The 22,033-nt window shown below is 68.2% G+C and carries 29 protein-coding genes and 1 tRNA gene; 21 read left to right on the top strand and 9 right to left on the bottom strand.

All coding sequences use genetic code 11. The features are described 5' to 3' along the window. The first annotated feature begins 189 nt into the window (after positions 1-189). From C454_RS19975 to C454_RS16030, 5 genes are all read left to right on the top strand, one after another. Positions 190-387 (top strand): hypothetical protein, encoded by a 198-nt coding sequence (locus tag C454_RS19975; protein WP_081605248.1) that lies wholly within the window; start codon positions 190-192, stop codon positions 385-387. An 84-nt stretch (positions 388-471) separates the two neighbouring features. After that, positions 472-1,368, top strand: a complete 897-nt coding sequence (locus C454_RS16045) for a DUF5794 domain-containing protein (protein WP_004977275.1) — start codon at positions 472-474, stop codon at positions 1,366-1,368. Positions 1,369-1,410: 42 nt separating this feature from the next. Continuing rightward, positions 1,411-1,797 carry a secondary thiamine-phosphate synthase enzyme YjbQ gene (locus C454_RS16040; protein ID WP_004977274.1) on the top strand — a complete coding sequence of 129 codons (387 nt, stop codon included), beginning with the start codon at positions 1,411-1,413 and terminating at the stop codon, positions 1,795-1,797. A gap of 93 nt (positions 1,798-1,890) precedes the next feature. Next, a complete protein-coding gene (locus tag C454_RS16035) occupies positions 1,891-2,118 on the top strand; it encodes a DUF5795 family protein (RefSeq protein ID WP_013035372.1) in 228 nt (75 codons plus the stop codon). Positions 2,119-2,174: 56 nt separating this feature from the next. Continuing rightward, positions 2,175-2,351 (top strand) — tRNA-Trp (locus C454_RS16030). A 195-nt stretch (positions 2,352-2,546) separates the two neighbouring features. Here C454_RS16030 and C454_RS16025 read toward each other — a convergent pair. Beyond that, on the bottom strand, positions 2,547-2,804 hold the full coding sequence (locus tag C454_RS16025; protein ID WP_004977273.1) for a hypothetical protein: 258 nt from the start codon (positions 2,802-2,804) through the stop codon (positions 2,547-2,549). A gap of 104 nt (positions 2,805-2,908) precedes the next feature. On the opposite strand from C454_RS16025, the gene C454_RS16020 reads away from it, so the two are divergent. Together C454_RS16020 and hdrA are read left to right on the top strand one after the other, a co-directional pair. Beyond that, positions 2,909-3,289 (top strand): hypothetical protein, encoded by a 381-nt coding sequence (locus tag C454_RS16020; protein WP_004977272.1) that lies wholly within the window; start codon positions 2,909-2,911, stop codon positions 3,287-3,289. Positions 3,290-3,392: 103 nt separating this feature from the next. Beyond that, a complete protein-coding gene (gene hdrA, locus C454_RS16015) occupies positions 3,393-3,878 on the top strand; it encodes a dihydrofolate reductase HdrA (RefSeq protein WP_004977271.1) in 486 nt (161 codons plus the stop codon). Positions 3,879-3,933: 55 nt separating this feature from the next. Here hdrA and C454_RS16010 read toward each other — a convergent pair whose 3' ends face one another. The 5 genes from C454_RS16010 to C454_RS15990 all read right to left on the bottom strand — a co-directional run bounded on the left by C454_RS16010 (position 3,934) and on the right by C454_RS15990 (position 7,598). After that, positions 3,934-5,031, bottom strand: a complete 1,098-nt coding sequence (locus C454_RS16010; RefSeq protein WP_004977270.1) for a glycosyltransferase family 4 protein — start codon at positions 5,029-5,031, stop codon at positions 3,934-3,936. Position 5,032: 1 nt separating this feature from the next. Next, positions 5,033-5,410, bottom strand: coding sequence for a 6-pyruvoyl trahydropterin synthase family protein (locus tag C454_RS16005; RefSeq protein ID WP_004977269.1), 378 nt, complete (start codon positions 5,408-5,410; stop codon positions 5,033-5,035). 6 nt (positions 5,411-5,416) lie between these two features. Continuing rightward, positions 5,417-6,415: a zinc-binding dehydrogenase gene (locus C454_RS16000; RefSeq protein WP_004977268.1), complete on the bottom strand. Its 999-nt coding sequence runs from the start codon at positions 6,413-6,415 to the stop codon at positions 5,417-5,419. 3 nt (positions 6,416-6,418) lie between these two features. Next, complete coding sequence (locus C454_RS15995; protein WP_004977267.1) at positions 6,419-7,204, bottom strand: GTP cyclohydrolase III; 786 nt, start codon at positions 7,202-7,204, stop codon at positions 6,419-6,421. Positions 7,205-7,343: 139 nt separating this feature from the next. Continuing rightward, positions 7,344-7,598, bottom strand: coding sequence for a hypothetical protein (locus C454_RS15990; protein ID WP_049905228.1), 255 nt, complete (start codon positions 7,596-7,598; stop codon positions 7,344-7,346). A gap of 78 nt (positions 7,599-7,676) precedes the next feature. Here C454_RS15990 and C454_RS15985 point away from each other — a divergent pair, with 78 nt between their 5' ends. The 3 genes from C454_RS15985 to C454_RS21145 all read left to right on the top strand — a co-directional run bounded on the left by C454_RS15985 (position 7,677) and on the right by C454_RS21145 (position 9,377). Continuing rightward, positions 7,677-8,459 carry an HAD-IIA family hydrolase gene (locus tag C454_RS15985; protein WP_004977264.1) on the top strand — a complete coding sequence of 261 codons (783 nt, stop codon included), beginning with the start codon at positions 7,677-7,679 and terminating at the stop codon, positions 8,457-8,459. Between the two features lie 108 nt (positions 8,460-8,567). Beyond that, positions 8,568-9,164 (top strand): DJ-1/PfpI family protein, encoded by a 597-nt coding sequence (locus C454_RS15980; protein WP_004063616.1) that lies wholly within the window; start codon positions 8,568-8,570, stop codon positions 9,162-9,164. Between the two features lie 78 nt (positions 9,165-9,242). Then, on the top strand, positions 9,243-9,377 hold the full coding sequence (locus C454_RS21145; protein ID WP_004968055.1) for a hypothetical protein: 135 nt from the start codon (positions 9,243-9,245) through the stop codon (positions 9,375-9,377). A 96-nt stretch (positions 9,378-9,473) separates the two neighbouring features. On the opposite strand, the gene C454_RS15975 is transcribed toward C454_RS21145, so the two are convergent. After that, positions 9,474-9,872, bottom strand: coding sequence for an OsmC family protein (locus C454_RS15975; RefSeq protein WP_004977258.1), 399 nt, complete (start codon positions 9,870-9,872; stop codon positions 9,474-9,476). Between the two features lie 103 nt (positions 9,873-9,975). Further along, entirely contained in the window at positions 9,976-10,692 is a 717-nt protein-coding gene (locus C454_RS15970) for a metal-dependent hydrolase (RefSeq protein ID WP_004977257.1), read from the bottom strand. A gap of 328 nt (positions 10,693-11,020) precedes the next feature. Here C454_RS15970 and C454_RS15965 point away from each other — a divergent pair, with 328 nt between their 5' ends. The 11 genes from C454_RS15965 to tpiA all read left to right on the top strand — a co-directional run bounded on the left by C454_RS15965 (position 11,021) and on the right by tpiA (position 20,213). Then, positions 11,021-11,752, top strand: coding sequence for a fumarylacetoacetate hydrolase family protein (locus tag C454_RS15965; protein WP_004977256.1), 732 nt, complete (start codon positions 11,021-11,023; stop codon positions 11,750-11,752). A gap of 63 nt (positions 11,753-11,815) precedes the next feature. Continuing rightward, a complete protein-coding gene (locus C454_RS15960) occupies positions 11,816-12,214 on the top strand; it encodes a DUF1648 domain-containing protein (RefSeq protein ID WP_004977255.1) in 399 nt (132 codons plus the stop codon). A gap of 20 nt (positions 12,215-12,234) precedes the next feature. Further along, complete coding sequence (locus tag C454_RS15955; RefSeq protein ID WP_004977254.1) at positions 12,235-12,849, top strand: gluconate 2-dehydrogenase subunit 3 family protein; 615 nt, start codon at positions 12,235-12,237, stop codon at positions 12,847-12,849. Further along, positions 12,842-14,422, top strand: a complete 1,581-nt coding sequence (locus C454_RS15950; protein WP_004977252.1) for a GMC family oxidoreductase — start codon at positions 12,842-12,844, stop codon at positions 14,420-14,422. Before C454_RS15955 ends, C454_RS15950 begins: the two co-directional genes overlap by 8 nt. A 57-nt stretch (positions 14,423-14,479) precedes the next feature. Then, positions 14,480-15,565, top strand: coding sequence for a histidinol-phosphate transaminase (gene hisC, locus C454_RS15945; RefSeq protein ID WP_049905226.1), 1,086 nt, complete (start codon positions 14,480-14,482; stop codon positions 15,563-15,565). Further along, positions 15,562-16,071 carry an adenylate kinase family protein gene (locus C454_RS15940; RefSeq protein WP_004977250.1) on the top strand — a complete coding sequence of 170 codons (510 nt, stop codon included), beginning with the start codon at positions 15,562-15,564 and terminating at the stop codon, positions 16,069-16,071. The genes hisC and C454_RS15940 overlap by 4 nt, the downstream gene beginning before the upstream one ends. Then, the gene (locus tag C454_RS15935; protein ID WP_004977249.1) at positions 16,068-16,670 is read left to right on the top strand and encodes a CDP-alcohol phosphatidyltransferase family protein; all 603 of its coding nucleotides are present in this window, start codon (positions 16,068-16,070) and stop codon (positions 16,668-16,670) included. The genes C454_RS15940 and C454_RS15935 overlap by 4 nt, the downstream gene beginning before the upstream one ends. 195 nt (positions 16,671-16,865) lie before the next feature. Next, on the top strand, positions 16,866-18,281 hold the full coding sequence (locus tag C454_RS15930) for a sensor histidine kinase (protein WP_004977248.1): 1,416 nt from the start codon (positions 16,866-16,868) through the stop codon (positions 18,279-18,281). A gap of 53 nt (positions 18,282-18,334) precedes the next feature. Next, positions 18,335-18,772, top strand: coding sequence for a hypothetical protein (locus C454_RS15925; protein ID WP_004977247.1), 438 nt, complete (start codon positions 18,335-18,337; stop codon positions 18,770-18,772). Between the two features lie 100 nt (positions 18,773-18,872). Then, positions 18,873-19,394 (top strand): multiprotein bridging factor aMBF1, encoded by a 522-nt coding sequence (locus C454_RS19970; protein ID WP_081605247.1) that lies wholly within the window; start codon positions 18,873-18,875, stop codon positions 19,392-19,394. 174 nt (positions 19,395-19,568) lie between these two features. Continuing rightward, the gene (gene tpiA, locus C454_RS15910; RefSeq protein ID WP_004977244.1) at positions 19,569-20,213 is read left to right on the top strand and encodes a triose-phosphate isomerase; all 645 of its coding nucleotides are present in this window, start codon (positions 19,569-19,571) and stop codon (positions 20,211-20,213) included. Between the two features lie 45 nt (positions 20,214-20,258). On the opposite strand, the gene C454_RS15905 is transcribed toward tpiA, so the two are convergent. Next, a complete protein-coding gene (locus tag C454_RS15905) occupies positions 20,259-22,016 on the bottom strand; it encodes a helicase HerA domain-containing protein (RefSeq protein WP_004977243.1) in 1,758 nt (585 codons plus the stop codon). Positions 22,017-22,033: the final 17 nt, after the last annotated feature.

The following is a 22,033-nucleotide window of genomic DNA, read 5'->3' as shown; positions in this document are numbered from 1 at the left end:
CGGTGTACCGAACCACAAGACCATCGTGAATAATCACCATATTCACGAACTTGTACCACGGTATCTTCGAGATTTCAATCTATATCCGACGAATCTTCAGCTCTTTTTATAAGGTAGACAGAGATACCTATGGTCCATGCGGTCGTATCCCACACAACGTTTAATACTCCTGTCCTAATGTAATCTTGTATGGACTCCACGCGTCCCGCCGCATCGCGCATTGCCGGTCAAACGACCTCCGACTCCGGCATTCTCTTTACAGCGATGTGGCAGACATTTAAACGGGAGTTCAATTTCGGACGAAATGGGCTTCGCGTGCAGAGCGCCAGCACGCCCCTGTCCGAATTGCGTTCGTATCGCCGCTTGGGCCATGGTGAAGGCCAGTAACATCGAATGAGTGTCTCACGCCACCCGGTCGCCCTTCGCCTCGAGCAACAGGTAGGGGGTGCCACCCGTCTGCTCGCAACCGTCATGGGGCTTCCCCTCATCGACGGCATCTTCCCCGCGCTCATCATCGCGGGGGCGCTGACGACCTCAGCGGGCGACCCCTCGGTCGCGGGCATCCTCCAGACCGGCCTGCTCATCTTCGGTGGGTCCGCGACGGTCGCGGTCATCCTCGCCGAGATGGACGGCACGCGCCGCGAACAGCTCACGTCCATCCTCCTGCTCGGCGCGTTGCTCATCCCGGTCGCGGTCGCCGAGGCCGCCGTCGCGGAGACCATCGAGACGCTCCTGAACTTCGAGGTGTTCCACCGCTTCGCCGGCCTCGTCATCCTGGCCGTGGCGGCGAAGACGGCCTCCTCGAAGGTCGGCGAGTACCTGCCGTCGCCGAGCATCATCATCGGTCTCGGCCTCGTCGCGAGCTTCAATCCCGCCGGGTTCGAGCTCATCGTCAACCCCGACCCGATGCGCCTGCTCAGCGCCGGCGCGGCGGCCGGCACGGGCGTCGGCTTCGCCGGTGCCATCGCGCTGTTCGCCCCGCGGCTCCGCGGCAACGTCGACATCGACCTCTTCCGCTTCGGTAGCTCGGTCGCCCTCGGCATGCTGGCGCTCGACGTGCTCGGCCTGATGCCGACGCAGGCCCCCGTCGCTCTCGGCGTCCTCGGCGTCACCGCGCTGTTCGCGTTCGACCCCGGCTCCGACGGTGCGGACCTCGACGAGTTCGTCGACGACGCGTCCGACCCCGAATCGGCCACGCCGAACGCGAACGGCGCGGCCGCGGCCGGCCCGGTCGCAGACGGCGGCGACGACGTCGAGTCGTCCGAGGACTACGAGGCGTTGGTCGACAACGCGGACGAGACCGACGACGACTCGGAGCCGGGGTACGGCTACCCCGGCGAAGAGGAGTCCCGCGCGCCCTGGCTGTAATCCGCCGGTCGACTTTTTCTCCCGGCCGACGAACCCCGTCGCATGCGACGGACCTTCGACGTTCGAACCGAGCGCCGGCTTCAGGTCATCGACGTGACGGACGAAGTCGCCGACGCGGTGCCCGCGAGCTACGACGGCGTCTGTACGGTTTTCTCGAAACACACCACCGCCGGCGTCTGCGTCAACGAGGCCGAATCGCGGCTGCTCGGCGACATCGAGTCGATGCTCGCCGAGGCGGTCCCCGACGACGGCTGGGACCACGACGAACTCGACGACAACGCCGACTCGCACCTCCGGGCGCTCCTCGTCGGCAACGGCGTCTCGATACCGGTCGCGGACGGCGGCCTCGACCTCGGTCGGTGGCAGTCCGTCCTCCTCGTGGAGTGCGACGGCCCGCGCACCCGGTCCGTGACGGTTGCGACGCCCTGAACCGGACCGGGGTGCGGCCGCGCGGACGCCCGCGGCGACGTGGACTCCAACCGCTGGCGGAGGGCTTACTTACTTCGGGACGGTTGCACGGGTATGAGCAACCGCGTCGTACAAGGACGGATGGTCACGCCCGAGACGCTCGCCGAACTCGTCGAGGGCGAGCGCCCGATGGACGCCGAGCCGATTCAGGACGCCGACTTCGACTGCCCGGAGTGCGGCGAGAACGTCATCCAGGTGGGCTACATGCCGAGCGTGACGGAGTTCGTGACGGCCTACAAGTGCCAGGAGTGCGACTGGGCCGACGACGACCGCGACGAGTAGAATCGAAACCCCTTTAAGAAAAATCGCCATACGAGAGAGTGCAGACAGCACGAATCGGGGCTGTGGCCAAGCCCGGCATGGCGACTGACTCCAGAGGCTTGGCGCCCGGGACGACACTCCAGCTGATATACTGAGCGGCCGACTGATCATCGGTCGTGTTGACGACCCTCTGGAGTTCCGAGGTGCCCACCGGAGATATCAGTCGATCGGGGGTTCAAATCCCTCCGGCCCCACTCTAACCTTAATCCTTTCGCAGGGTTTTAACAAGGAGCAGCAGCGCTGTACCGCCGGTTTAGCGGAAACCGGGAGGTGCGTTCTCTGTGAGCGATTCTCCACCAGAGAAGAGCGGCAGCGCCGTTGTGGAGGACGGATTAACAGCTCGGTAGGCCAGCCAGCACAGGTTATCCCCGAGAGCCACGAAGCGACCCTCACAGTAGAAACACGAGGGAACCCAGCGCGAACCCCACGGCCACCGCGGCCGTCAACCGAAACGCCTGCTCGTCGGGCACGCGGAAGACGCCCGCCGCCATCACCGAGATGGACCCGCCGAAGAGGCCGCCCCGAAACATCTCGGCAACCCCCGTGACCGAGTCCCTGGGGACCAACACCTGAAGCGCGACCAACCCCGCGAGCCCGAGGAGGACTAACGCGCCGTCGCGCCGGACGTCCCGCGGTTGCTTCTCCATACCCCGCAGTTGTTGTCGCTCGTTTGAAAACTATTGGCGTTCGGTTCGGTTCCGATACCACAAAGATACCAATAAACTATAGGCGCTTGGAGCGACGGCGCGGTATGGTACGGGACACAGCGCGCCGACTCGCGGCGTATCTGAGCAGGCGAATCGGCGACGGACTCCGGACGGTTGTCATCGCCGACGACGACGGGTACGAACTGGAGTATCTCCGCGACGACCTCTCGGAGCGATACACCAAAGAGACGTTGACCGAAGTCGTCTCCGACCTCCGCGTCGAGACGCCGTTTGCGACGCCCGGCATCGACACCCATCCCATCGGCGAGCGCCGCGCCGTGGTCCACTACTACGAGAACGCGTTCGTCCTGCAGTTTCCCTTCTCCGAGGCGGAGCGAATCATCATCAGCATCGGGACCGACGCCGGGACGGACCTCCTCCAGTTCATCGAGGACTGCCGGCGAATCGTCGACCGGGGCGGCTGAGCCTCGGTCCGTTGGTTGTCGAAGGTCCGACGACGCCGGGACGGTCCCCGGGCGACGCCGGCGCTGCACAACGATTTTCTCTCACGCGCCCGACGTGAGAGTGATGGAACTCGTCTCTGTCGCCGCGCTCGCCGAGAACCGCGTCATCGGCCGCGACGGCGAACTCCCGTGGCCGAGCATCCCCGCCGACAAGGAGCAGTACCGCGCCCGCATCGCCGACGACCCGGTGGTGCTCGGTCGGACGACGTTCGAGTCGATGCTCGACGACCTGCCGGGGAGCGCCCAAATCGTCATGAGCCGAAGCGAGCGGTCGTTTTCGGTCGACACCGCTCACCGCGCGGCGAGCGTCGAGGACGCGGTCGACATCGCGGAGTCGCTGGGCGCGGAGACGGCCTACGTCATCGGCGGGGCCGCCATCTACGCGCTGTTCCAACCGCACCTCGACCGGATGGTGCTGAGCCGCGTCCCCGGCGAGTACGAGGGCGACACGTTCTACCCCGAGTGGGACGACGACGAGTGGGAACTCGACGACGAAACCGACTACGAGGGCTTCACGCTCCAAGAGTGGGTCCGCGTCGACCTCGACTGAGACCGTACCGGTCGCCTCCGAGTGCGCCCCCTGTGCGTTTCTGCGCCCGCGGCGGCTACTCGTGGGCCCCGTGCGACCCCGCGTCGTCGGCGTCGACGAGGTCTAACAAAAACGAGCGAATCTCCGCGGCCGTCTCGTCCCACGTCGGGTGCGCGAGAAAGCGGTCGCGGGCCGAAAGCGAGAGCGACAGCAGTCGCCGACGGTTCCGACACAGCGGAGCCACGGCGTCGGTGAGTTCGGCCGAATCGGTCGGGTCCACGACGAAGCCGTCCTGTCGGTGGGTGACGAGTTCGCTCGCGCCGCCGGCCGAGGAGACGAGCGCCGGCAGGCCGAACCCCATCGCCTCGACCGCGGCGATGCCGAACCCCTCGTAGTGGGAGGGGAGCGCGAACAGGTGGGACTCCCGGAGCGTCGCGGCGAGGTCGGCGTCCGACAGCCGGCCCGCGAAGGTCACGCGGTCGTCGATGCCGCTGTCGGCGGCGAGGTCCGAAAGCGAGTCGGCGTAGTCGGCGTCGACCGCCGCGCCGACGACCGTCAGCTCCCAGTCGCCGCGGACGCGGGCCAGCCCGCGGAGCAGGCCGTCGACGTTCTTCCGGGGTTCGAGGTTACAGACCGTGACGACCCGGAGCGGCCCGTCGGCGGCGCGGGCCCGTATCTCGTCGTCCCCGAGGGGCGCGCCGAACGACGAAAAGCGGTCGCCGGCCGGGCGCGCCACGACGCTCGGTTCGGGGTCGGTGACGGCCGCGACCGTCTCCTTCGTCGTCTCGCTGTTGAACACGAACGCGTCCGCGGAGCGGAGATACCGGGTCTCGACGGCGCGTCTGGCGTGTCGTCGCCACGCCCGGAAGCGCTCCAGCGAGTTGAGGTGGTGGACGACAGAGACGACCGGGACGTCGTCGTCGAGCGCGGCGTTCGCGCCGACCAGCGAGGGGTGGCACAGTTCGTCTTGCAAGAGCACGTCCACGTCGAGGCCGCGGAGGCGACGCGCGGCGGAGACGTTGTCTCGGAGTCGCTTTCGGTACGACCGCTCGGGGAGCGAGACGACGGTCACGTCGTCGCCGGCGGCGCGGAGCCCATCGACGAGTTCGGAGTCGTAGCGATAACCGCCCGAGCGGTCGTCGAGCGGGCCGTAGACGACGATTCCGACCCGCACGTCAGAGCGGGGTCTCGTAGGTCGCGCTCGCGGTGTCGTCCTCCCAGATGCGAACGGAGACGTGTTGGGGCGCGTCGAGTGACGCCGCCTCGACGAACTGTTCGCACACCTCGCGGGCGAACCGCTCGACGCTCGGGTTCTGCCCGGCGAACTCGACGAGTTCGTTCATGGTCTCGTCGCGGTAGCGAGACAGCGTCGCGTCCAGCGCGGCCTTCACGTCGTCGATATCGACGAGATAGCCGTACTCGTCGAGTTCGGGGCCCGAGAGTTCGACCTCGACGGTGAACGCGTGGGAGTGGAGCTCACCCTCCGGCCCGGGGTTCGGAACCGTCAGGTAGTGCTGGGCGATGAGGTCCCTGCGAACCGAGACGCGGTACATGAACTGTCAAGCGTCCCGGTAGGTAAAGAGGATTTGGACGGCCTCGTCGGGGGCGTCTTCGAGGAGTCGGTAGGCGCGCTCGGCGGACTCGACGCCGATTCGGTGGGTCACGAGCGGGTCCAAGGGGAGGTCTTCGAGGTGGTCCCACGCCAGCGAAAAACGGCGGTCGGCGTCCCAGCGCCCACGGAGGTCGGGGTCGATGGTGCTGACCTGACTGCTCTCGACGCTGATGCGCGAGCGGTGGAACCGCCCGCCGAGGTCGAGCGTGGCGGGCTTGGTCCCGTACCACGACCCGACGACGACCCGGCCGTCGTACCGCGTCACCGACAGGGCGTCGTCGAGCGCGTCGGGGTCGCCCGAGAGTTCGAGCGTCAGGTCGGCCCCGTCGGCGGGGGCGTCCAGCGACTCGGGGTGGACCGCCTCGTCGGCACCCAGACTCTCGGCGATGGCCCGGCGCTCGGCCACGCAGTCGACCGCGGTCAGGCTCCCGAGCGGGAACTGCGCGAGGAGCGCGGTGGTCACGAGGCCGACGACGCCCTGTCCGAAGACGACGACGTGTTCGCCGATGAGCGGTCGACCGTCCATCACGAAGTTGAGCGCGGTCTCCATCGTCGGCAGGAGCGCGGCGCGCTCGTCGGTCACGTCGTCGGGGACGGAGATGAGTTCCGAGGGGGACGCCAGAAATCGGCTCTCGTGGGGGTTGAACGCGAAGACGCGGCTTCCGAGCCGCGAGTCGGGCACGTCGTCGCCGACGGCCTCGATTTCGCCGACGGCGGCGTAGCCGTAGCGGAGCGGAAACGAGAGGTCGCCGTCGAGTGCCGCGATGGACTCGTCGGCGGCGAGGTCGGTCGGGGCCTCGCCGCGGTAGACGAGTCGCTCGGTCCCGGAGCTCACGGCGGAGGTCAGGGTGCGGACGCGGACCTCCTCCGGTCCGGGGGCGGGAACGTCGCGGTCGCGGACCTCGACGCGTTCGGGGGCCACGAAGTAGACCGCGCGACCCTCCATCGTTCAGTCGTCTGCGGTCTCAACCGCGGCGTCGGCGAACTCGACGGTCGTGCCGCGGTGGCGGCAGTCTTCGAGCGCGTGCTTCGCCGCGAAGCCGGCCTCGTGGGCGTTCGACGCCGTGCCGACGCCGACTTTGAGTTCCACGTCCGCCTCGGCCTCGACGTGGTCGATGGCGTCGCGGTACTGGTCTTCGGTGAGGTCGGGCGTGACCGAGATGATGTTGTCGCCGCCGACGAAGAACGACAGCGCGCCGTGTTCCTCACGCAGGTAGCGCATGAGCGACGCGTAGCCCTGTTCGATGTGGATGAACGTGTCGAACTCGTTGAGGCGGTCGGTGTACTTGCCGGTCGCGTCGTTCACGTCGAAGTGCGCGATTTGGAGGTCGGTCGCCGAGCGGTCGGCCTCGGGGAGCGTCTCCCCGGAGAGCACCTCGCGGCGGTCGCCGTCCTGTGCGCTTCCGGCGCGCTGGATGCGGTCGGTGGCGCGTTCGAGCGCGACCGCGGGCGACCGGTCGACGCCGATACCGAGACTGAGCGTTACGGGATAGCGATTTCCGATAGATTCCTGCAGCAGTTCGTGGTCGTCGCGGTCGAGTCCGTTCGTGACCGCGACCATGTTGTCGAACCGGGTGAAAAACGCGTACCCGTCGCGAGAGCCGACGAACTGGGCCAAGTCGGCGAAGAGCCGCGACTGGAGCGTCTGGAGGTCCATCTCCCGCCGCGGGTCCGGGGTGACCGTCCACGGCCCGTAGTTGTCGATTTGGACGAGTGTCAGCTGCGTGTTCGTCACGGTAGACGAGTAGGGCGACGCGCATATTGGTCTTTGGTTCTGTGACGGTTCCGCCGCTACGTCGAACCCGACGCACGTGACGCTCGCGGCGCGCTCACCGCCGACGCGAGCGCGTCACGCCGTCAGAGTCGTCGGCGACTCAGGTCGACGACTCGCGAATCGTCCGGCTGGCGACCACGTCGAGGACCGCCCACGTCAGCACCCACACGACGAGCGCCGCGAGGACGATGGCCGTCGTCGACAACAGCGGGACGACGACGGAAAACGTGGCCACGATGGAGTAGGTCAAAAACAGCGCGACCATCGCCGTCACGAGCCCGTAGACGCCCATGGCGCTGTTGCCGGTCGCCGGCCCGCGCAGCCACCCGACCAACCGCTTCGAAGAGACACCCATACGATGACATATGCCACCAATGAACATAATAGTTCTCTCGGGCGAACGTTCAACAGCCCCGCCTCCCTACCGAGGACGATGGACTACCGAGGCGTGGTTTTCGACGTTGACGGAACGGTCGTCCGCGGCGACGAAGCGATACCCGGCGCGCTCGACGGCCTCGCCGCCGTCGACGCCGCCGGGCTCGACCGACTGTTCGTCTCGAACAACCCGACGAAGGCCCCCGTCGCCTACGAGGCGCGGCTCCGTCGGGCCGGAATCGACGCGACCGCCGACGAGGTCGTCACCTCCGGCACGACGACGACGGCGTACCTCGCCGACAGACACCCCGGCGCGCGGACCTTCTGCATCGGCGAGCCGGGCTTCCACGACCAACTTCGTGACGCCGGGTTCGAACTCGTCCGTGCCGGCGACGACCCCGAGGTCGTCGTCGTCGCCATCGACCGCGAGTTTCACTACGACGACCTCCGCGACGCCAACAACGCGCTCCGCTCCGGGGCCGCCTTCTACGGCACCGACCCCGACGTCATCATCCCGACCGCGGACGGCGACATCCCCGGGTCGGGCGCGATTATCAACGCCGTCGCGGGCGTCGCCGAGTGCGACCCCGACGCGATTCTCGGCAAGCCCTCGAAGGTCGCTCAAGAGTTCGTCCTCGACAAGTTGGGCCTGCCGCCCGAGGAAGTCCTCATCGTCGGCGACCGTCTCGATACCGACATCGCGTTCGGCCTCGATGCGGGCATGGGCACCGCGCTCGTCCGAACCGGCGTGACCGACGAGGCGGCCCTCGCGGCGAGCGAGTACGAACCCGACCACGTCCTCGACGACCTCGGTGACATCGGGCGCATTATCTCGAAATAGCCGGCCTCAGCCGCTCTCGCGGCCAGACCCTGACTCCCGAGCCGCCGCTATTCCCACCTACACAATCATTATCGTTCTGACGCGACAACTACCGCGTGGGTGATGCCCATGTCCGGAAAGAAGATTCTGCTCCTCGCCGGCGACTTCGTCGAGGACTACGAGATTATGGTACCGTTCCAGGCGCTGCAGATGGTGGGTCACGAGGTCCACGCGGTGTGTCCCGAAAAGGAGGACGGCGACCGGTGTAAGACCGCCGTCCACGACTTCCGCGGCGACCAGACGTATCTGGAGACCCGCGGCCACGACTTCGCGCTGAACGCGACGTTCGCCGATATCGACCCCGCGGACTACGACGCGCTCGTCGTCCCCGGCGGGCGCGCCCCCGAGTACCTCCGCGGCTACGACGAGGTGCTCGACGCCGTCCGGCACTTCTTCGACGAGGGGAAGCCGGTCGCCGCAATCTGTCACGGGCCGCAGATTCTCGCCGCCGCGGGCGTCCTCGACGGTTACGAGATGACCGCCTACCCGGCCGTTCGCGCGGAAGTCGAGCGCGCGGGCTGTTCGTGGGTCGACGAGGTGACCGTCGACGGCAACCTCGTCACCGGGCAGGCGTGGCCGGACCACCCCGAGTGGTTGGCGGCGTTCCTCGACGTGCTCGGCACCGAAATCAGCCACGAACCGGCCGCCGCGGCCGCTGACGACTGATTGGCCGCGGCGCTCACGCGGTATCACGCGTGAGAATGTCTGACAAAGATTTTTATTAGGTGCGACGAAGGGAGTGGTATGGAAGAGCCGAACAGCCCATACTTCCGCGAACAGGTCGACGACGTCGTCGAATCGGACCCCCAAGACCGCGAGGTTATCATCGTGGAAGGCGAGGCTATGAGTCTTCGAAGCTATAAGAAGCGCCGCTACTGACCCGGCGGGGCGTCTCCGAACCCGCCGCGACACCCGTCGCTGGCGGCTTCGACTTCTGCGAAAAGAATGCGTATCGGCCCGAGCGGCGAGCGACGCTTAGAACGCGTCGCCGACGACGGTCACGTCGGCCTGCAGTTCGCCGCGGAGCGCGTCGTGGACGTGGCAGATGTCCTCGGCGAGTTCCGTGATTTCGGCGAACTCGTCGTCCGCGAGGTCGGACTCCACGTAGACGTCGAAGCTGATGCGCTCGAGGTCGTCGCCGTCGTCGAGGTCGGCGTCGGCGTCGATCTGGACCTTACCGAGGTCGTCGAAGCCCGTCTTCTGACCGCCGACGCGGAACGCGGGGAGGAAACAGGAGGCGTACGTCGCGACGAGCGCGGCGTTCGGGTTCGGGCCCGTCTCGTCGGTCGCGTCGATCTGGAGGTCGAAGTCGCCGACCTGGCTCGTGCATGCGAAACCTTCTTCGCTGACAGTAGAGGTCTGGATGTCGGACATTCGTTCCGAGGAAAGGAGCGACCGACCCTAAAAGTTCCTCAATAGGACAACGGTGTGCACAAGCGACGACCCGAGACGGGCCGTCGCCGAGCGAGGCGAGGGGTTATTCGAGCGTGAACGACTCGTCGCCGTCGAGGGCGTGGACCTCGGCCTGACTGCCGGCGGCCTTCACCTCGCGCTCGAAGTCGCGCACGTCGATTTCGATGGCCGGGAACGTGTTGTAGTGCATCGGGAAGACGTGGTCGACGCCGAGCCAATCGGCGGCGACAGCGCCCTGCCACGGGCCCATCGTGTAGTGGTCGCCGACCGGGAGCGCGGCCGCGTCGGGTTCGAAGTACGCGCCGAAAATCTCGCGCATGTCGGTCATGAGTCCCGTGTCGCCGGCGTGGTAGAAGGTCGTCGAGTCGGCGTCGGTCTCCTGTGTCGGCAGCGTATCGCTAATCATGTAGCCGCCGGGCATCCCGGCCTCGTGCTCGTAGCCGGTGTTGATGCCGTTGGTGTGGTCGGCCCGGACCATCGTGACGAACGCGTCGCCGAGTTCGACCGTCCCGCCGATGTTCATGCCGATGGTGTCGTCGACGCCCATCTCGGCTTCGACGTAGCCGGTGAGTTCGGGCGTGCCCACGACCGTCGCGCCGTCGAACTCGCCTGCGTGGGCGATGTGGTCCGCGTGCCCGTGGGTGAGAAGCACGTAGTCCGGCGTCTCCACGTCGCTCGGGTCGAGAGACGTGGCGGGGTTGTCGAAGAACGGGTCGATGAGAAGCGAGGTGTCTCCGACCGTGACGTACCACGTCGAGTGACCGTGCCAGGTGAGTTCCATAGCACCCGAACGTTACACGCGAAATACACAAAAAGCTATTCGCAGGGGGCGGTGTGACCGCTTTTCGGCGGGCGCGCTCGTCGGGGGTTCGTAGCGACGTTCCGGGAGTTCGTGGCGACGTTCGAGGAGCCGGCCCCGCCGCTCTCGTCTCGAATCCGACAGCAGAATCGGCCGCCCGAGTCCACTCGAACGAACTGTCCGGGACGGCCGATACACGCCCGTCACCCCACGACCACAAAAGGGATGAGAATCGTGCAAGAATGTCCCACGTCACCGAGCGACTCGCGCGATGTAAAAGCCTATCACGCCCCCCGCCGACGCGTGGGGCATGCATCACGTCCGATTCCGCGACCCCGCGGGCGCGGTTCGAACCGGCGAGTGGCACGGCGATTCGGTCTCCTTCGGCGGCGAGCGCTACGACCTCGACGAGGTCGACGTGCTTCCCCCGTGCGAGCCGTCGAAAATCGTCTGTATCGGCCGCAACTACGCCAAGCACGCCGAGGAGCGCGACGAGGAGGTCCCCGACCGGCCGCTCCTGTTCCTCAAGCCGCCGAACGCGGTCGCCGGCCACGGCGACACCGTGACGCTCCCCGCGGGCAAGGAGAACGTCGAACACGAGGCCGAACTCGCGGTCGTCATCGGCGAGCAGTGTCGGAACGTCGCGGCCGAGGACGCCGAGGCGGTCATCGCGGGCTACACCGTCATGAACGACGTGTCCAACCGCGACGACCAGGATATCGAGACGAACTGGGTCCGCGGGAAGGCGTTCGACGGCTCCGCGCCCCTCGGGCCGGCCCTCGCCGACCCCGACCACCTCCCCGATGACGCGAGCATCTCGCTTCGCGTGAACGGCGAGACGCGACAGGACTCCAGCATCGAACACCTCATCTTCTCGATTCCCGACCTCGTCGCCGAAATCACGTCCTACATGACGCTCGAACCCGGCGACGTCATCTCGACCGGCACGCCCGAGGGCGTCGGCCCGCTGGAAGACGGCGACCGCGTCGAGGTCGAAGTCGAGGGCGTCGGCGTCCTCGAACACCGCGTCAGACAGGACTGACCCCGACCGACGGTCCGTTTTTTCATCGTCGAGCCACGACCCGACCGTATGCGTGTTCCCCGGTTGACACTCGTCGGCGTCGCGATGCTCGCGCTCAGCGCCGTCGCGGGCGTCGCGCTCCTTCCCGTACTCCCCTCCTCGGTCGCGGTTCACTTCGGAACCGGCGGCGAGGCCGACTCGTTCGTCGCCGCCCCGCTCGGCGTGCTTCTCATCCCAGTCGTCGGCGTCGGCGCGCTCGTCGTCACCCGACTCGCCGGAGCGACGGGACGCGGAACCAGCGTTCCGCCCGTCTTCGATACGATACTGGCGACGTTCCTCGCGTACGTGCAGGCGCTCGTCCTCGCGTACAACCTCGGTGCGCGGTTCGATATGTTCGTCGCGGTCGTCCCCGTCGTCGTCACGTTCGGCGTCGTCGCCGTCGTCCTCGACCGCGTGGGACGAGAGGACAAACCCTATAATTAGGCTGGCCTAATTCCCGCCGAATGCGACTGACTCGACGGGACGCGCTGGCCGTGCTCGCCGGTCTCGGCGTCACCGGCGGGGCCGTGTCGCTGACGCAGTTCGACCCGCCGACCGCCGATTCGACCGGCAACGAAGGCGGGTCGACTGGCGAGGACGGAGCGGGCGGCGACGACACCCCGCCGACCGCGGTGCGCGACACGATGGTCGCCGCCGCCGAGGCGGTCTACCCGAGCGCGGCCGAGGGCGTCTCGGAGTTCGTCGAGGCCTACGTCGTCGGGCGCGCGCGAGACGACTCGCGTCGGGCCGCGATGGTCGACGCCGCGACCGAGTTGGACGACGTCGCCCGCGACTGGGAGGGCGCGGCCTTCGCCGACCTCCCCGCGGCCGACCGCGACCGCCTGCTCCGCGAACTCGGCGTCGACGCAGCCGACCCGATTCCGGACGGCACGCTCTCCGAGCGCCTCCGGTTTCACGTCGTGAACGAACTGCTCTACGCGTTCTACGCCTCGCCGACCGGCGGCCGCCTCGTCGGCATCGAGAACCCCATCGGCCACCCCGGCGGGGCCGAGAGCTACCGGCGGGCGACGATGGACGAACCCGAAACGACCGACTCCGGGGGCGAGACCGATGGATAGGACACCCGTCGCCGACGCCGACGTGTGTATCGTCGGTGCCGGGCCCGCCGGCGGTCTCGTGGCCCATCGGCTCGCCGAGTCGGGCGCGACGGTCGTCGTCCTCGAAGCCGGGCCGCGGTTCGACGGCGACAGGCGGGAGCAACTGGAACAGCACATCCGCCCCGGCCTCGACGGCCCGTGGGAGATGGGCGGCCCGCGGGACGCGTTTTCCTCCACCGGCGAGTCGTTCTACCCGCTGAACGCCGCCCGCGTGAAGGGCGTCGGCGGGTCGACGCTCCACTGGCAGGGGATGGTGATGCGCCTCCACGAGCGCGACTTCGAACTCGACACCAGACACGGCGTCGGGGCCGACTGGCCCGTCGGCTACGACGACCTCCGGCCGTACTACGCCGCCGCGGAGCGCGAGTTCGGCGTCGCGGGCGCGGCCGACAACCCCTACGCGCCGCCGCGGGACGAGCCCTATCCGCTTCCGGCCTTCCGGCCGTCGCACTCGGACTCCATCTTCGCCGAGGCCTGCGAGCGCCTCGGCATCGACATGCACTCGGTGGGCAACGCCCGCAACTCCGAGCCCTACGACGACCGGTCGCCCTGCGTCGGCTACGGGACGTGCAAGCCGGTGTGTCCCTCCGGCGCGAAGTACACCGCCGAGTCCCACGTCGAGAAGGCCGAGGCCGCGGGGGCGCGAGTCATCGACCGGGCGCGAGTCCGGCGACTCGAACACGACGAGGCGGGCGAGCGCGTCGTCGCCGCGGCGTACACGACCCCCGGCGGCGAGACCCACAGACAGGAGGCGACCCAGTTCGTCCTCGCCTGCGGCGGCGTCGAGAACGTCAGACTGCTGTTGCTGTCCGACTCCGACCGCTACCCCGACGGCCTCGCCAACTCCTCGGGCGCGGTCGGTCGGTACTTCATGGACCACCTGTTCGCCGGGATGGGCGGCCGCCTCGACCGCCCCACGCGTCAGAACCACGTCGGCTTCAACACCAGCGAGTGCCACCAGTTCTACGACGACGCCGACCCGGTCAACGGCCTCAAACTGGAGTTTCTCAACTACGCCGGGCCGTCGCCGGTCATCGACGCCCTCCACGCCGACACGTGGGGCGACGACCTGCTCGACCAGTTGGACGAGAGCTACGGCACGCACGTGTCCATGGGCGCGCTGGTCGAACAGCTCCCCCGCGAGGACAACTACGTCGGCCTCGACCGGGAGACGACCGACGACCTCGGCGACCCCGTCCCCGAAATACACTGGTCCGTCGACGAACAGACTGACGCCGCGCTCTCGCGGGCCAACGAGATTCAGGCGCGCGTGCTGGACGAACTCGGCGTCGAGGACCGCTGGACGGTCGGCCCCGACGAGACCGGCCCCGCGTACCACCACATGGGAACGACGCGGATGGGCGACGACCCCGAATCGAGCGTCGTCGACGCCGAGTGTCGCGCGCACGACCTCGACAACCTCTGGATTTCGGGGTCGAGCGTCTTCCCGACCGGCGGGGCGATGAACCCGACGCTCACCATCGCGGCGCTCTCGCTTCGACTCGCCGAGTCGCTTCGGGCCGAACTCGAATGAGGACCTCACCGTCCCGGAGTACGCACGCTTAAGAACCGCGACCCGCATTTTCCGACCATGCAACCACGGGACCTCTCCGCACACGCTCCCTACGTACCCGGCCGCGGGACAGAGGAGGTCGCCCGCGAACTCGGGATGGACCCCGAGGACCTGACGAAACTCTCCTCGAACGAGAACCCCCACGGCCCGAGTCCGAAGGCGGTCGCCGCCATCGAGGACGCCGCGCCGACCGTGAGCGTCTACCCGAAGACGGCCCACACGGACCTGACCGAGCGCCTCGCCGACAAGTGGGGCCTCGAATCCGAACAGGTGTGGGTGTCGCCCGGCGCAGACGGCTCTATCGACTACCTGACGCGCGCGATGCTCGAACCCGATGACCGGATTCTCGAACCGTCGCCCGGCTTCTCGTACTACTCGATGAGCGCCCGGTACCACCACGGCGACGCCGTCCAGTACGAGGTGTCGAAGGGCGACGATTTCGAACAGACCGCCGACCTCGTCCTCGACGCCTACGACGGCGAGCGCATGGTCTACCTCACGACGCCGCACAACCCGACGGGCTCCGTGCTCCCGCGGGAGGAACTCGTCGAACTCGCCGAGTCCGTCGAGGACCACACGCTCCTCGTCGTCGACGAGGCCTACGGCGAGTTCGCCGACGTGCCCTCGGCCATCGACCTGCTCTCGGAGTACGACAACGTCGCGGTCCTGCGGACGTTCTCGAAGGCGTACGGGCTGGCCGGCCTCCGCATCGGCTACGCCTGCGTGCCCGAGGCGTGGGCCGACGCTTACGCCCGCGTGAACACGCCGTTCGCCGCCAGCGAGGTCGCCTGCCGCGCCGCGCTCGCCGCGCTCGACGACGAGGAACACGTCGAGAAGTCCGTCGAGTCGGCCCGGTGGTCCCGCGAGTACCTCCGCGAACAGCTCGACGCGCCGACGTGGGAAAGCGAGGGCAACTTCGTCCTCGTCGAGGTCGGCGACGCGACCGCCGTCACCGAGGCCGCCCAACGCGAGGGCGTCATCGTCCGCGACTGCGGGAGCTTCGGCCTGCCTGAGTGCATCCGCGTCTCCTGCGGCACCGAAGCACAGACGGAGCGCGCCGTGGACGTGCTCAACCGAATCGTCTCGGAGGTGCCGCCGGCGTGAGAGTCGTCGTCACCGGCACCCCCGGCACCGGCAAGACCACCGCCACCGAGCGCGTCGCCGACGACCTCGACCTCGACGTGGTCCACCTCAACCGGCTCGTGAAGGACGAGGGCCTCTGGAGCGAACGCGACGAGGAGCGCGACACGCTCGTCGTCGACCTCGACGCCGCCCGCGACCACCTCGGGGACTGGGACGGACTCGTCGAGAGCCACCTCGCACACCACTTCGAGGCCGACCGCGTGGTCGTGCTTCGGTGTCGCCCCGACATCCTCGAACAGCGGCTCCTCGACCGCGGCGAGTCCGAGGCCAAGGCCCGCGAGAACCGCGAATCGGAGGCGTTGGACGTGATTCTCGGCGAGGCCGTCGAGTTCCACGGCGAGGACTCGGTGTACGAGGTAGACACGACCGACCGCGACCCAGACGCCGTCGCCGACGACATCGCGTCGGTCGTCGCGGGCGAGCGAGAACCCTCGGCGGGGACCGTCGACTTCATCGACTACCTATGACGCTCGACCAGTACCGCGACACCGCCGACAAGCTGCTCGCCCCGTTCGTCTCGGTCGCCGACGCCGCCGGCCTCTCGCCGAACGGCGTGAGCGTCGTCGCCTTCGGGTTCGCCGTCGCCGCCGGCGTCGCCTTCGGCCTCGCCGACCCGCTTTGGTACGGCCTCGGCGCGGTGTTCGTCTTCTGTAACGGCTGGCTCGACCTCGTCGACGGCGCGCTCGCCCGCGAGCAGGGCGTCTCCTCGAAGGCCGGCGACCTGCTGGACCACGTCCTCGACCGCTACGCCGACATCGTCGTCCTCGTCGGCCTCGCCGCCGGTATCGACTCGTTCGCGCTGGGTCTCGCCGCCGTCACGGGCGTCCTGATGACCTCCTACCTCGGCACGCAGATTCAGGCGGTCGGGCTCGGCCGCGCCTACGGCGGTCTCGTCGGGCGCGCCGACCGACTGGCGCTCATGGGCCTCGTCGGCCTCGCGTCCGCCGTCTACACCGGCACGCTCGGCGGGTTCACGCTCGTCGGCTGGCTGCTCGTCTTCTTCGCCGTCGTCGGCCATCTCACCGCCGTCCAGCGCTTCTGGGGCGCGTGGAGCGACCTGAGGTAACCCGACCGACTGCCCGAGGATGTTGCCCGCTACCGCGGATTTATATGTTTCAGATTATCACCAGAGAACGAATCGAATGAGACACAACCGCGCAACACACACTCACATACTCGCGCAATTTCGCCACCGGGCCCCACGATATCTGTTTTCTCGAACCGAGAGTGAGCGCCCTCGGTGCTCGGCCCTCGTCGAGTGATGTTCGTCCTCGACGCGGCGGGCGTCGTCGTCCACGCGGGAGAGGGATTCGCGGCACACCTCGGGACGGACACCGAGGCGCTCCGCGGGCGACCGTTTTCGGACCTCCTCGCCGACGGGGACTGGCCGGAGGTTCGCGAGGCCGCGGACGCCGTGCGAGCGGCGAGCGGGTGGGAGAGTCGTCGGTGCCGCTGCCGGCTCTCGGGAGTCGGCGGCGGGGCGACCGGAGCCGTCGGGGTCGAAATCGAGTTCGCCCCGTACCCCGGCGGGGAAGTCGGCAGTGGCGGAGCCGGTGACGGAAGCGGAGACGCCGACAGCGTCGCCACGGGCGCGGGCCGGGTCGTCGGCGCGGTCTGTCGCGAACTGCCGGAGCCGGCGGCCGCGCGACTACACACGGAGCGCGACCGGTTCGACCACCTGTTCGACCTCGTCGACGACGCGGTCATCGAGTTCGAAATCGTCGGCGTCGAACCGATTATCCGGGCGGTCAATCCGGGGTTCGAGGCCGTCTTCGGCTACGACGCGGCCGAGGTACGCGGCGAGTCGCTCAACGACTTCATCGTCCCGCCGAACGCCGACGACGAGGCGGTCGACTTCGACCAGCGGACCGCCGACGGCAAGGCCAACCACGCCATCGTCACCCGCCAGACCGCGTGGGGGAGACGGGAGTTCCTCTATCGCGGCATCCCCTACAGCCGCGGCGACGGGAGGCGGTACGGGTTTTCCATCTATTCGGACATCACCGGTCAGCGCCGCGCCAGAGAGCACTTACAGGTGCTCCAGCGCGTCCTCCGGCACAACCTCCGAAACGAGATGAACGTCGTCCTCGGCATGGCGGAAGAGATACGCGAGACGACGGCGGACCCGCGCGTCGACCACGCGGCCGCGCGAATCGCCCAGCACACCGAAACCCTCCTGCGGGTCAGCGAGAAGGCTCGGACCGCCGCCGCCGTGCTCGACGACCAACGACCCGACGAGGTGGTCGACGCAACCGCGACGGTCCGCGCCGTCGTCGAGTCGCGACGAACCCGATACCCCGGGGCGACGTTCGACCTCGACCTCCCGCCGTCGCTTCCGGTCTCTGTCGGGCCGAAACTCGCGCAGGCGCTCGCCAACGTCGTGGAGAACGCGCTGGAACACACCCCCGACGACGTGACGGTCCGCATCGAGGCGGCGGCGTGCGAGAGCGACGCGACGCTCCGCGTCAGCGACGATGGCGGCGGTATCCCCGAAATCGAGTGGGCGGCCGTCTTCGGCGACGAGGACATCACACAACTCAGCCACGGCTCCGGGCTGGGGCTGTGGGTCGTCAAGTGGGTGGTCGAGTCCGCGGGCGGGCGAGTCGACTACGAGCGACGCGACGGGTGGAGCACCGTCCAACTGGCGCTTCCGCTGGCGGACGAGGCGCGGTGCTGACTGTTTCGGCCCCCACCAAAACTACTATGAGATGACACAAACGACGACGATTCGTGCCCTCCATCGTTCCGTCGCCGGCAGAGGCGACGCTGTTTTTGGTTCCGGTCGTCGTCCTCGTCGCCACGTCGCTTTGGGTCTCGCAGAACGCCGCCGCCCGCGGCCACGGGTTCCCGAACCTCCTCGGGGCGCTCGTCGCCTTTGTTCCGGTCGGACTGGTCGCGTACCTGCTGCTTTTCGTCAGCGGGTCGTCGAGGCGGCGACCGCCGTCGAGGACCGAGCGCGCCGCGCTCGCCGTGATGCTCGCCGGTGTCGCCTCGTACGTCGCCGGCGCGTTCACGCTCCCACCCGACCCGTTCACGCAGGGGCGCTGGCTCATCGTCGCGTTCGTCGCGCTCCTTCCGGTTGCGTACGTCGTCGTCTACCGGCGAGGCCACCGCGTCGTCACGCGACCCGTCCGTCGCCAGATTCGAACGCGCCTCGGACGCGAGTGAGGGAGCGGTCGCGGTTCGGTCGCGTCAGTTGCGCCTCGGTCGCGTCGGGTTAGTGGCCGGTGGCGTGCCTTTTATACGCGGCGGGCGGGTACGTGAGTGTATGCCTCAGTGCGAGATGTGCGGCTCCGACCAAGCCTCTCTGAAGACTGTGAAGGTCGAAGGCGCAGAACTGCAGCTGTGTGACGACTGCGCCGAGTTCGGCACGGAGGTCCGCACCGAGTCGACTTCCAGCACGAGCACGAAGTACTCCACCTCCTCCTCGTCGGGCTCGAACTCCTCTCGCTCCTCGGGGTCGTCTTCTTCCTCGTCGTCGAAGACGCGCCGCCGCGACATGTTCGACGACATGGACGAAATCGCGACCGACTACGACGACCGCATCCGGCAGGCGCGGGAGTCCCGCGGAATGAGCCAAGAAGAGCTCGCCCAGTCGCTCAACGAAAAGGCGAGCCTCATCCGCAAGCTCGAACGCGGCGACATCATGCCGCCGGACTCCGTCCGGAAGAAAATCGAGCGCAAGCTCGACATCTCGCTGGTCGAAGGCGAGAGCGACGACGACTCCGAGTGGTCCGGCGGCGGCTCCACGACGACCACTCTCGGCGACGTCGTCAAGCGCAAGGACTGACGCGACCCCGCCCCAGCGACTGCCGCCGACGCCGATGTCGACGACCCGTCGCGGGAACCGCGCGACCGAATCCCCGGTTCCGTTTATCACGATTTTCCGCCCGCGAGACGCCGTCTCGTGGCAATCGCGGCCCCGAAAACCAATTTATTAGTCTCGCCGGACGCGACTTCGACTGTGTTCATCCTAGTCAACCTCAAGGCGTACCCGTGTGACCCGATCGAAGTCGCCACCGCCGCGCGCGACGTGGCCGAGGAGTCCGGCGTCCGCATCGCCGTCTCCCCGCAGGCGGCCGACATCTCCCGCGTCGCCGACACCGGCGTCGAGACGTGGGCCCAGCACGTCGACCCGAACGGCCACGGCAGCCACACCGGCAGCACCCTCGCCGAGGCCGTCGCCGAGGCCGGCGCGGTCGGCACGCTCATCAACCACTCCGAAAAGCGCCTGAAGCTCGCCGACATCGACGGCTCCGTGCAGGCCGCCGAGCGAGCGGACCTCGAAACCTGCGTCTGCGCCAACAACCCCGCCCAAATCGGCGCGGTCTCCGCGCTCGGCCCCGACTCGGTCGCCGTCGAGCCGCCGGAACTCATCGGCGGCGACGTCTCCGTGGCGACGGCCGACCCCGGCATCGTCACCGACGCCGTCGACGCCGCGGCCAACGTGGACGACGACGTCGATGTCTACTGCGGCGCGGGCATCTCGACCGGCGACGACGTGGTGACCGCCGAGGAACTCGGCGCGTCCGGCATCCTGCTCGCCTCCGGCGTCGCCAAGGCCGACGACCCGCGCGCGGCGCTCGAAGACCTCGTCTCCGGGCTGTAAGCGCGTCAAAACTCTCCTTCCGACCGACGGCCCGCGTCTCGACGTCTACTCGCCGTCGGCTTCTTCTTCGACGAACGACGCCTCGATAGCCGCGACCGTCTCCCGGAGTTCGTCGTCGCCCAAGAGGTCCGCGTACTCGTCGCTCACGAGATCCGGCAGCGCGTACTCGTACTTCCCGCGGCCGGCGTGGCGGATGAAGCCCGCCCGGCGGAGCGACCGGTTCCGGCCGTAGGCGAGGTGCTGGTCGCCGGTCTCGCCCGCGGCGACGTGGGCGGCGAGCGGGTCGGAGATGCCGCGTTCCCGGTAGTGCGCGAGCATTCCGTGGTGGACGTCTCCCAGCGCGTTCACGATGGCCGTCATGCGGTCGACCACGTCGCGGCGGCTCTCGGCACCCGGCGCGGGGTGGAGTTCCGCCGGCTCGAAGTCGCCCATCTCGGCGGCCGCCATCCACGACTCGTCGTCGGCCGGTGCGGCCGCAGCGCCCGCGTCGCCCGCGCCGTCGGCCTCCGCCTCGTCGCTCTCGGAGAGCAGTCCGTGCGTCGGCCACGGCGGCCCGGACGGCGCTTCGAGCGGTCGTCGGGGCGGTGTATCGCCGGCGTTCTCGGTCCCGTCGCCGCCCTCAGCGGCGGCGTCGGCCGCCGCGTTCGCCACGTCGCCGTCGCTGGCCTCGTTGTACTCGCCGAGCGCGGCCTGCTTTTCGGTGGGGCGGTTGAGGTTACGGCCGTCGCCGCCGCGGTAGGGCGCTTCTGCCTTCTGGAACATCGCCTGCGCGAACTGGTCGGCCATCCGCGAGAGGTCTCGCGCCTCCTCCAACTCGCGTTCGAGCTGTCGAATCTTCGCGTCCTTCTTGTCTATCTCCTGTCTGAGGTCGGCGATGCGGCTCTCCTGTCTGGCCTTCTCGTCGGAAATCTCCTTGAGGTCGGAGACGAGGTCGCCGTCGACGGACTTCAGGTCCGGACGCTCGAAGTCGTCGAGGCCCGGCGTCGCGCCCGCGTCGAACGTCTGTTTCTTGTGGAACTGTACGCGTCGAATCGACTCGGACCAGTCGGTGACGAGGAAGCCCTCGCCGTTGCCCATGTCCTCGATGGCGTCGGCGTACTCCGACCCGAGGATGCGCCCGACGACCTTGGTGTCGTTGCGCCACGTGAGGCGGTGCCAGACGAGCCAGTCGCACTGGGTGATGAAGTCCTTTTTCACGTCGGCGGGGCGCTGGGAGATGCCGACGACCCCGAGGCCGTGTTTGCGACCGCGCTTTCCGATTTTGATGAGCATCTTGCCCGCCTCGTCCATCCCGCCCTTCTCGGGGATGTACTCGTGGCACTCCTCGATGAGCATCAAAAACGGTTTCTTGAGCTTCTTCTCCTTCGCGAAGAGGTGTTTCGCGACCTCCGTCACCAGTTCGTCGGAGGCCGCGTCGTCGAGGTAGCCGGACACGTCGAGGATGATGGGGACGTTCTGTTCGAGCGCGAGCGTGGCGAGTCGCTCCGCGTGCTCGGGGCTCACCTGAATGTCGCACTCCTCGTCGGCCCCGGCGTGGAGCAGTTCGAACTCCTGTTTGAGGCCGTAGTACTCGCCGTCCGTGTCGACGATGAGCACCGGGAAGTTGGCCGAAAGCAGGTTCTCGATGATGACCGACGCCGTGTTCGACTTGCCCGACCCGGACTTGCCGGTGACGAACCCCCGACCGGTGAGGATGTCGACCACCGGCAGGTCGACCGTCGTCCCCGGCTCTTCGACTCCCTCTCCCCCTGGACCGTCGCTGATCTCGGCGACCGAGATGGTTTCCGTGTCCGAATCCGTCATCCGGTTTGGTGGACTCC

This window comes from Haloferax gibbonsii ATCC 33959 (assembly GCF_000336775.1).
Taxonomy (GTDB): Archaea; Halobacteriota; Halobacteria; order Halobacteriales; family Haloferacaceae; genus Haloferax; species Haloferax gibbonsii.
The sequence above is the reverse complement of the archived record's forward strand: the minus strand, read 5'-3'. Positions and strand labels throughout refer to the sequence as shown.

Excerpts from the sequence above, each read along its gene's own strand:
- C454_RS19975 (WP_081605248.1), top strand. The coding sequence starts at position 190 with ATGGACTCCACGCGTCCCGCCGCATCGCGCATTGCCGGTCAAACGACC.
- C454_RS19970 (WP_081605247.1), top strand. The coding sequence starts at position 18,873 with ATGCCTCAGTGCGAGATGTGCGGCTCCGACCAAGCCTCTCTGAAGACT.
- C454_RS16035 (WP_013035372.1), top strand. The coding sequence starts at position 1,891 with ATGAGCAACCGCGTCGTACAAGGACGGATGGTCACGCCCGAGACGCTC.
- C454_RS15935 (WP_004977249.1), top strand. The coding sequence starts at position 16,068 with ATGACGCTCGACCAGTACCGCGACACCGCCGACAAGCTGCTCGCCCCG.
- C454_RS15950 (WP_004977252.1), top strand. The coding sequence starts at position 12,842 with ATGGATAGGACACCCGTCGCCGACGCCGACGTGTGTATCGTCGGTGCC.
- hisC (WP_049905226.1), top strand. The coding sequence starts at position 14,480 with ATGCAACCACGGGACCTCTCCGCACACGCTCCCTACGTACCCGGCCGC.
- C454_RS15930 (WP_004977248.1), top strand. The coding sequence starts at position 16,866 with ATGTTCGTCCTCGACGCGGCGGGCGTCGTCGTCCACGCGGGAGAGGGA.
- C454_RS16020 (WP_004977272.1), top strand. The coding sequence starts at position 2,909 with ATGGTACGGGACACAGCGCGCCGACTCGCGGCGTATCTGAGCAGGCGA.
- C454_RS16000 (WP_004977268.1), bottom strand. The coding sequence starts at position 6,415 with ATGGAGGGTCGCGCGGTCTACTTCGTGGCCCCCGAACGCGTCGAGGTC.
- C454_RS15955 (WP_004977254.1), top strand. The coding sequence starts at position 12,235 with ATGCGACTGACTCGACGGGACGCGCTGGCCGTGCTCGCCGGTCTCGGC.
- C454_RS16025 (WP_004977273.1), bottom strand. The coding sequence starts at position 2,804 with ATGGAGAAGCAACCGCGGGACGTCCGGCGCGACGGCGCGTTAGTCCTC.
- C454_RS15975 (WP_004977258.1), bottom strand. The coding sequence starts at position 9,872 with ATGTCCGACATCCAGACCTCTACTGTCAGCGAAGAAGGTTTCGCATGC.
- C454_RS15990 (WP_049905228.1), bottom strand. The coding sequence starts at position 7,598 with ATGGGTGTCTCTTCGAAGCGGTTGGTCGGGTGGCTGCGCGGGCCGGCG.
- C454_RS21145 (WP_004968055.1), top strand. The coding sequence starts at position 9,243 with ATGGAAGAGCCGAACAGCCCATACTTCCGCGAACAGGTCGACGACGTC.
- C454_RS15970 (WP_004977257.1), bottom strand. The coding sequence starts at position 10,692 with ATGGAACTCACCTGGCACGGTCACTCGACGTGGTACGTCACGGTCGGA.
- C454_RS16040 (WP_004977274.1), top strand. The coding sequence starts at position 1,411 with ATGCGACGGACCTTCGACGTTCGAACCGAGCGCCGGCTTCAGGTCATC.
- C454_RS16005 (WP_004977269.1), bottom strand. The coding sequence starts at position 5,410 with ATGTACCGCGTCTCGGTTCGCAGGGACCTCATCGCCCAGCACTACCTG.
- C454_RS15965 (WP_004977256.1), top strand. The coding sequence starts at position 11,021 with ATGCATCACGTCCGATTCCGCGACCCCGCGGGCGCGGTTCGAACCGGC.
- hdrA (WP_004977271.1), top strand. The coding sequence starts at position 3,393 with ATGGAACTCGTCTCTGTCGCCGCGCTCGCCGAGAACCGCGTCATCGGC.
- C454_RS15980 (WP_004063616.1), top strand. The coding sequence starts at position 8,568 with ATGTCCGGAAAGAAGATTCTGCTCCTCGCCGGCGACTTCGTCGAGGAC.
- C454_RS15985 (WP_004977264.1), top strand. The coding sequence starts at position 7,677 with ATGGACTACCGAGGCGTGGTTTTCGACGTTGACGGAACGGTCGTCCGC.
- C454_RS15905 (WP_004977243.1), bottom strand. The coding sequence starts at position 22,016 with ATGACGGATTCGGACACGGAAACCATCTCGGTCGCCGAGATCAGCGAC.
- C454_RS16045 (WP_004977275.1), top strand. The coding sequence starts at position 472 with ATGGGGCTTCCCCTCATCGACGGCATCTTCCCCGCGCTCATCATCGCG.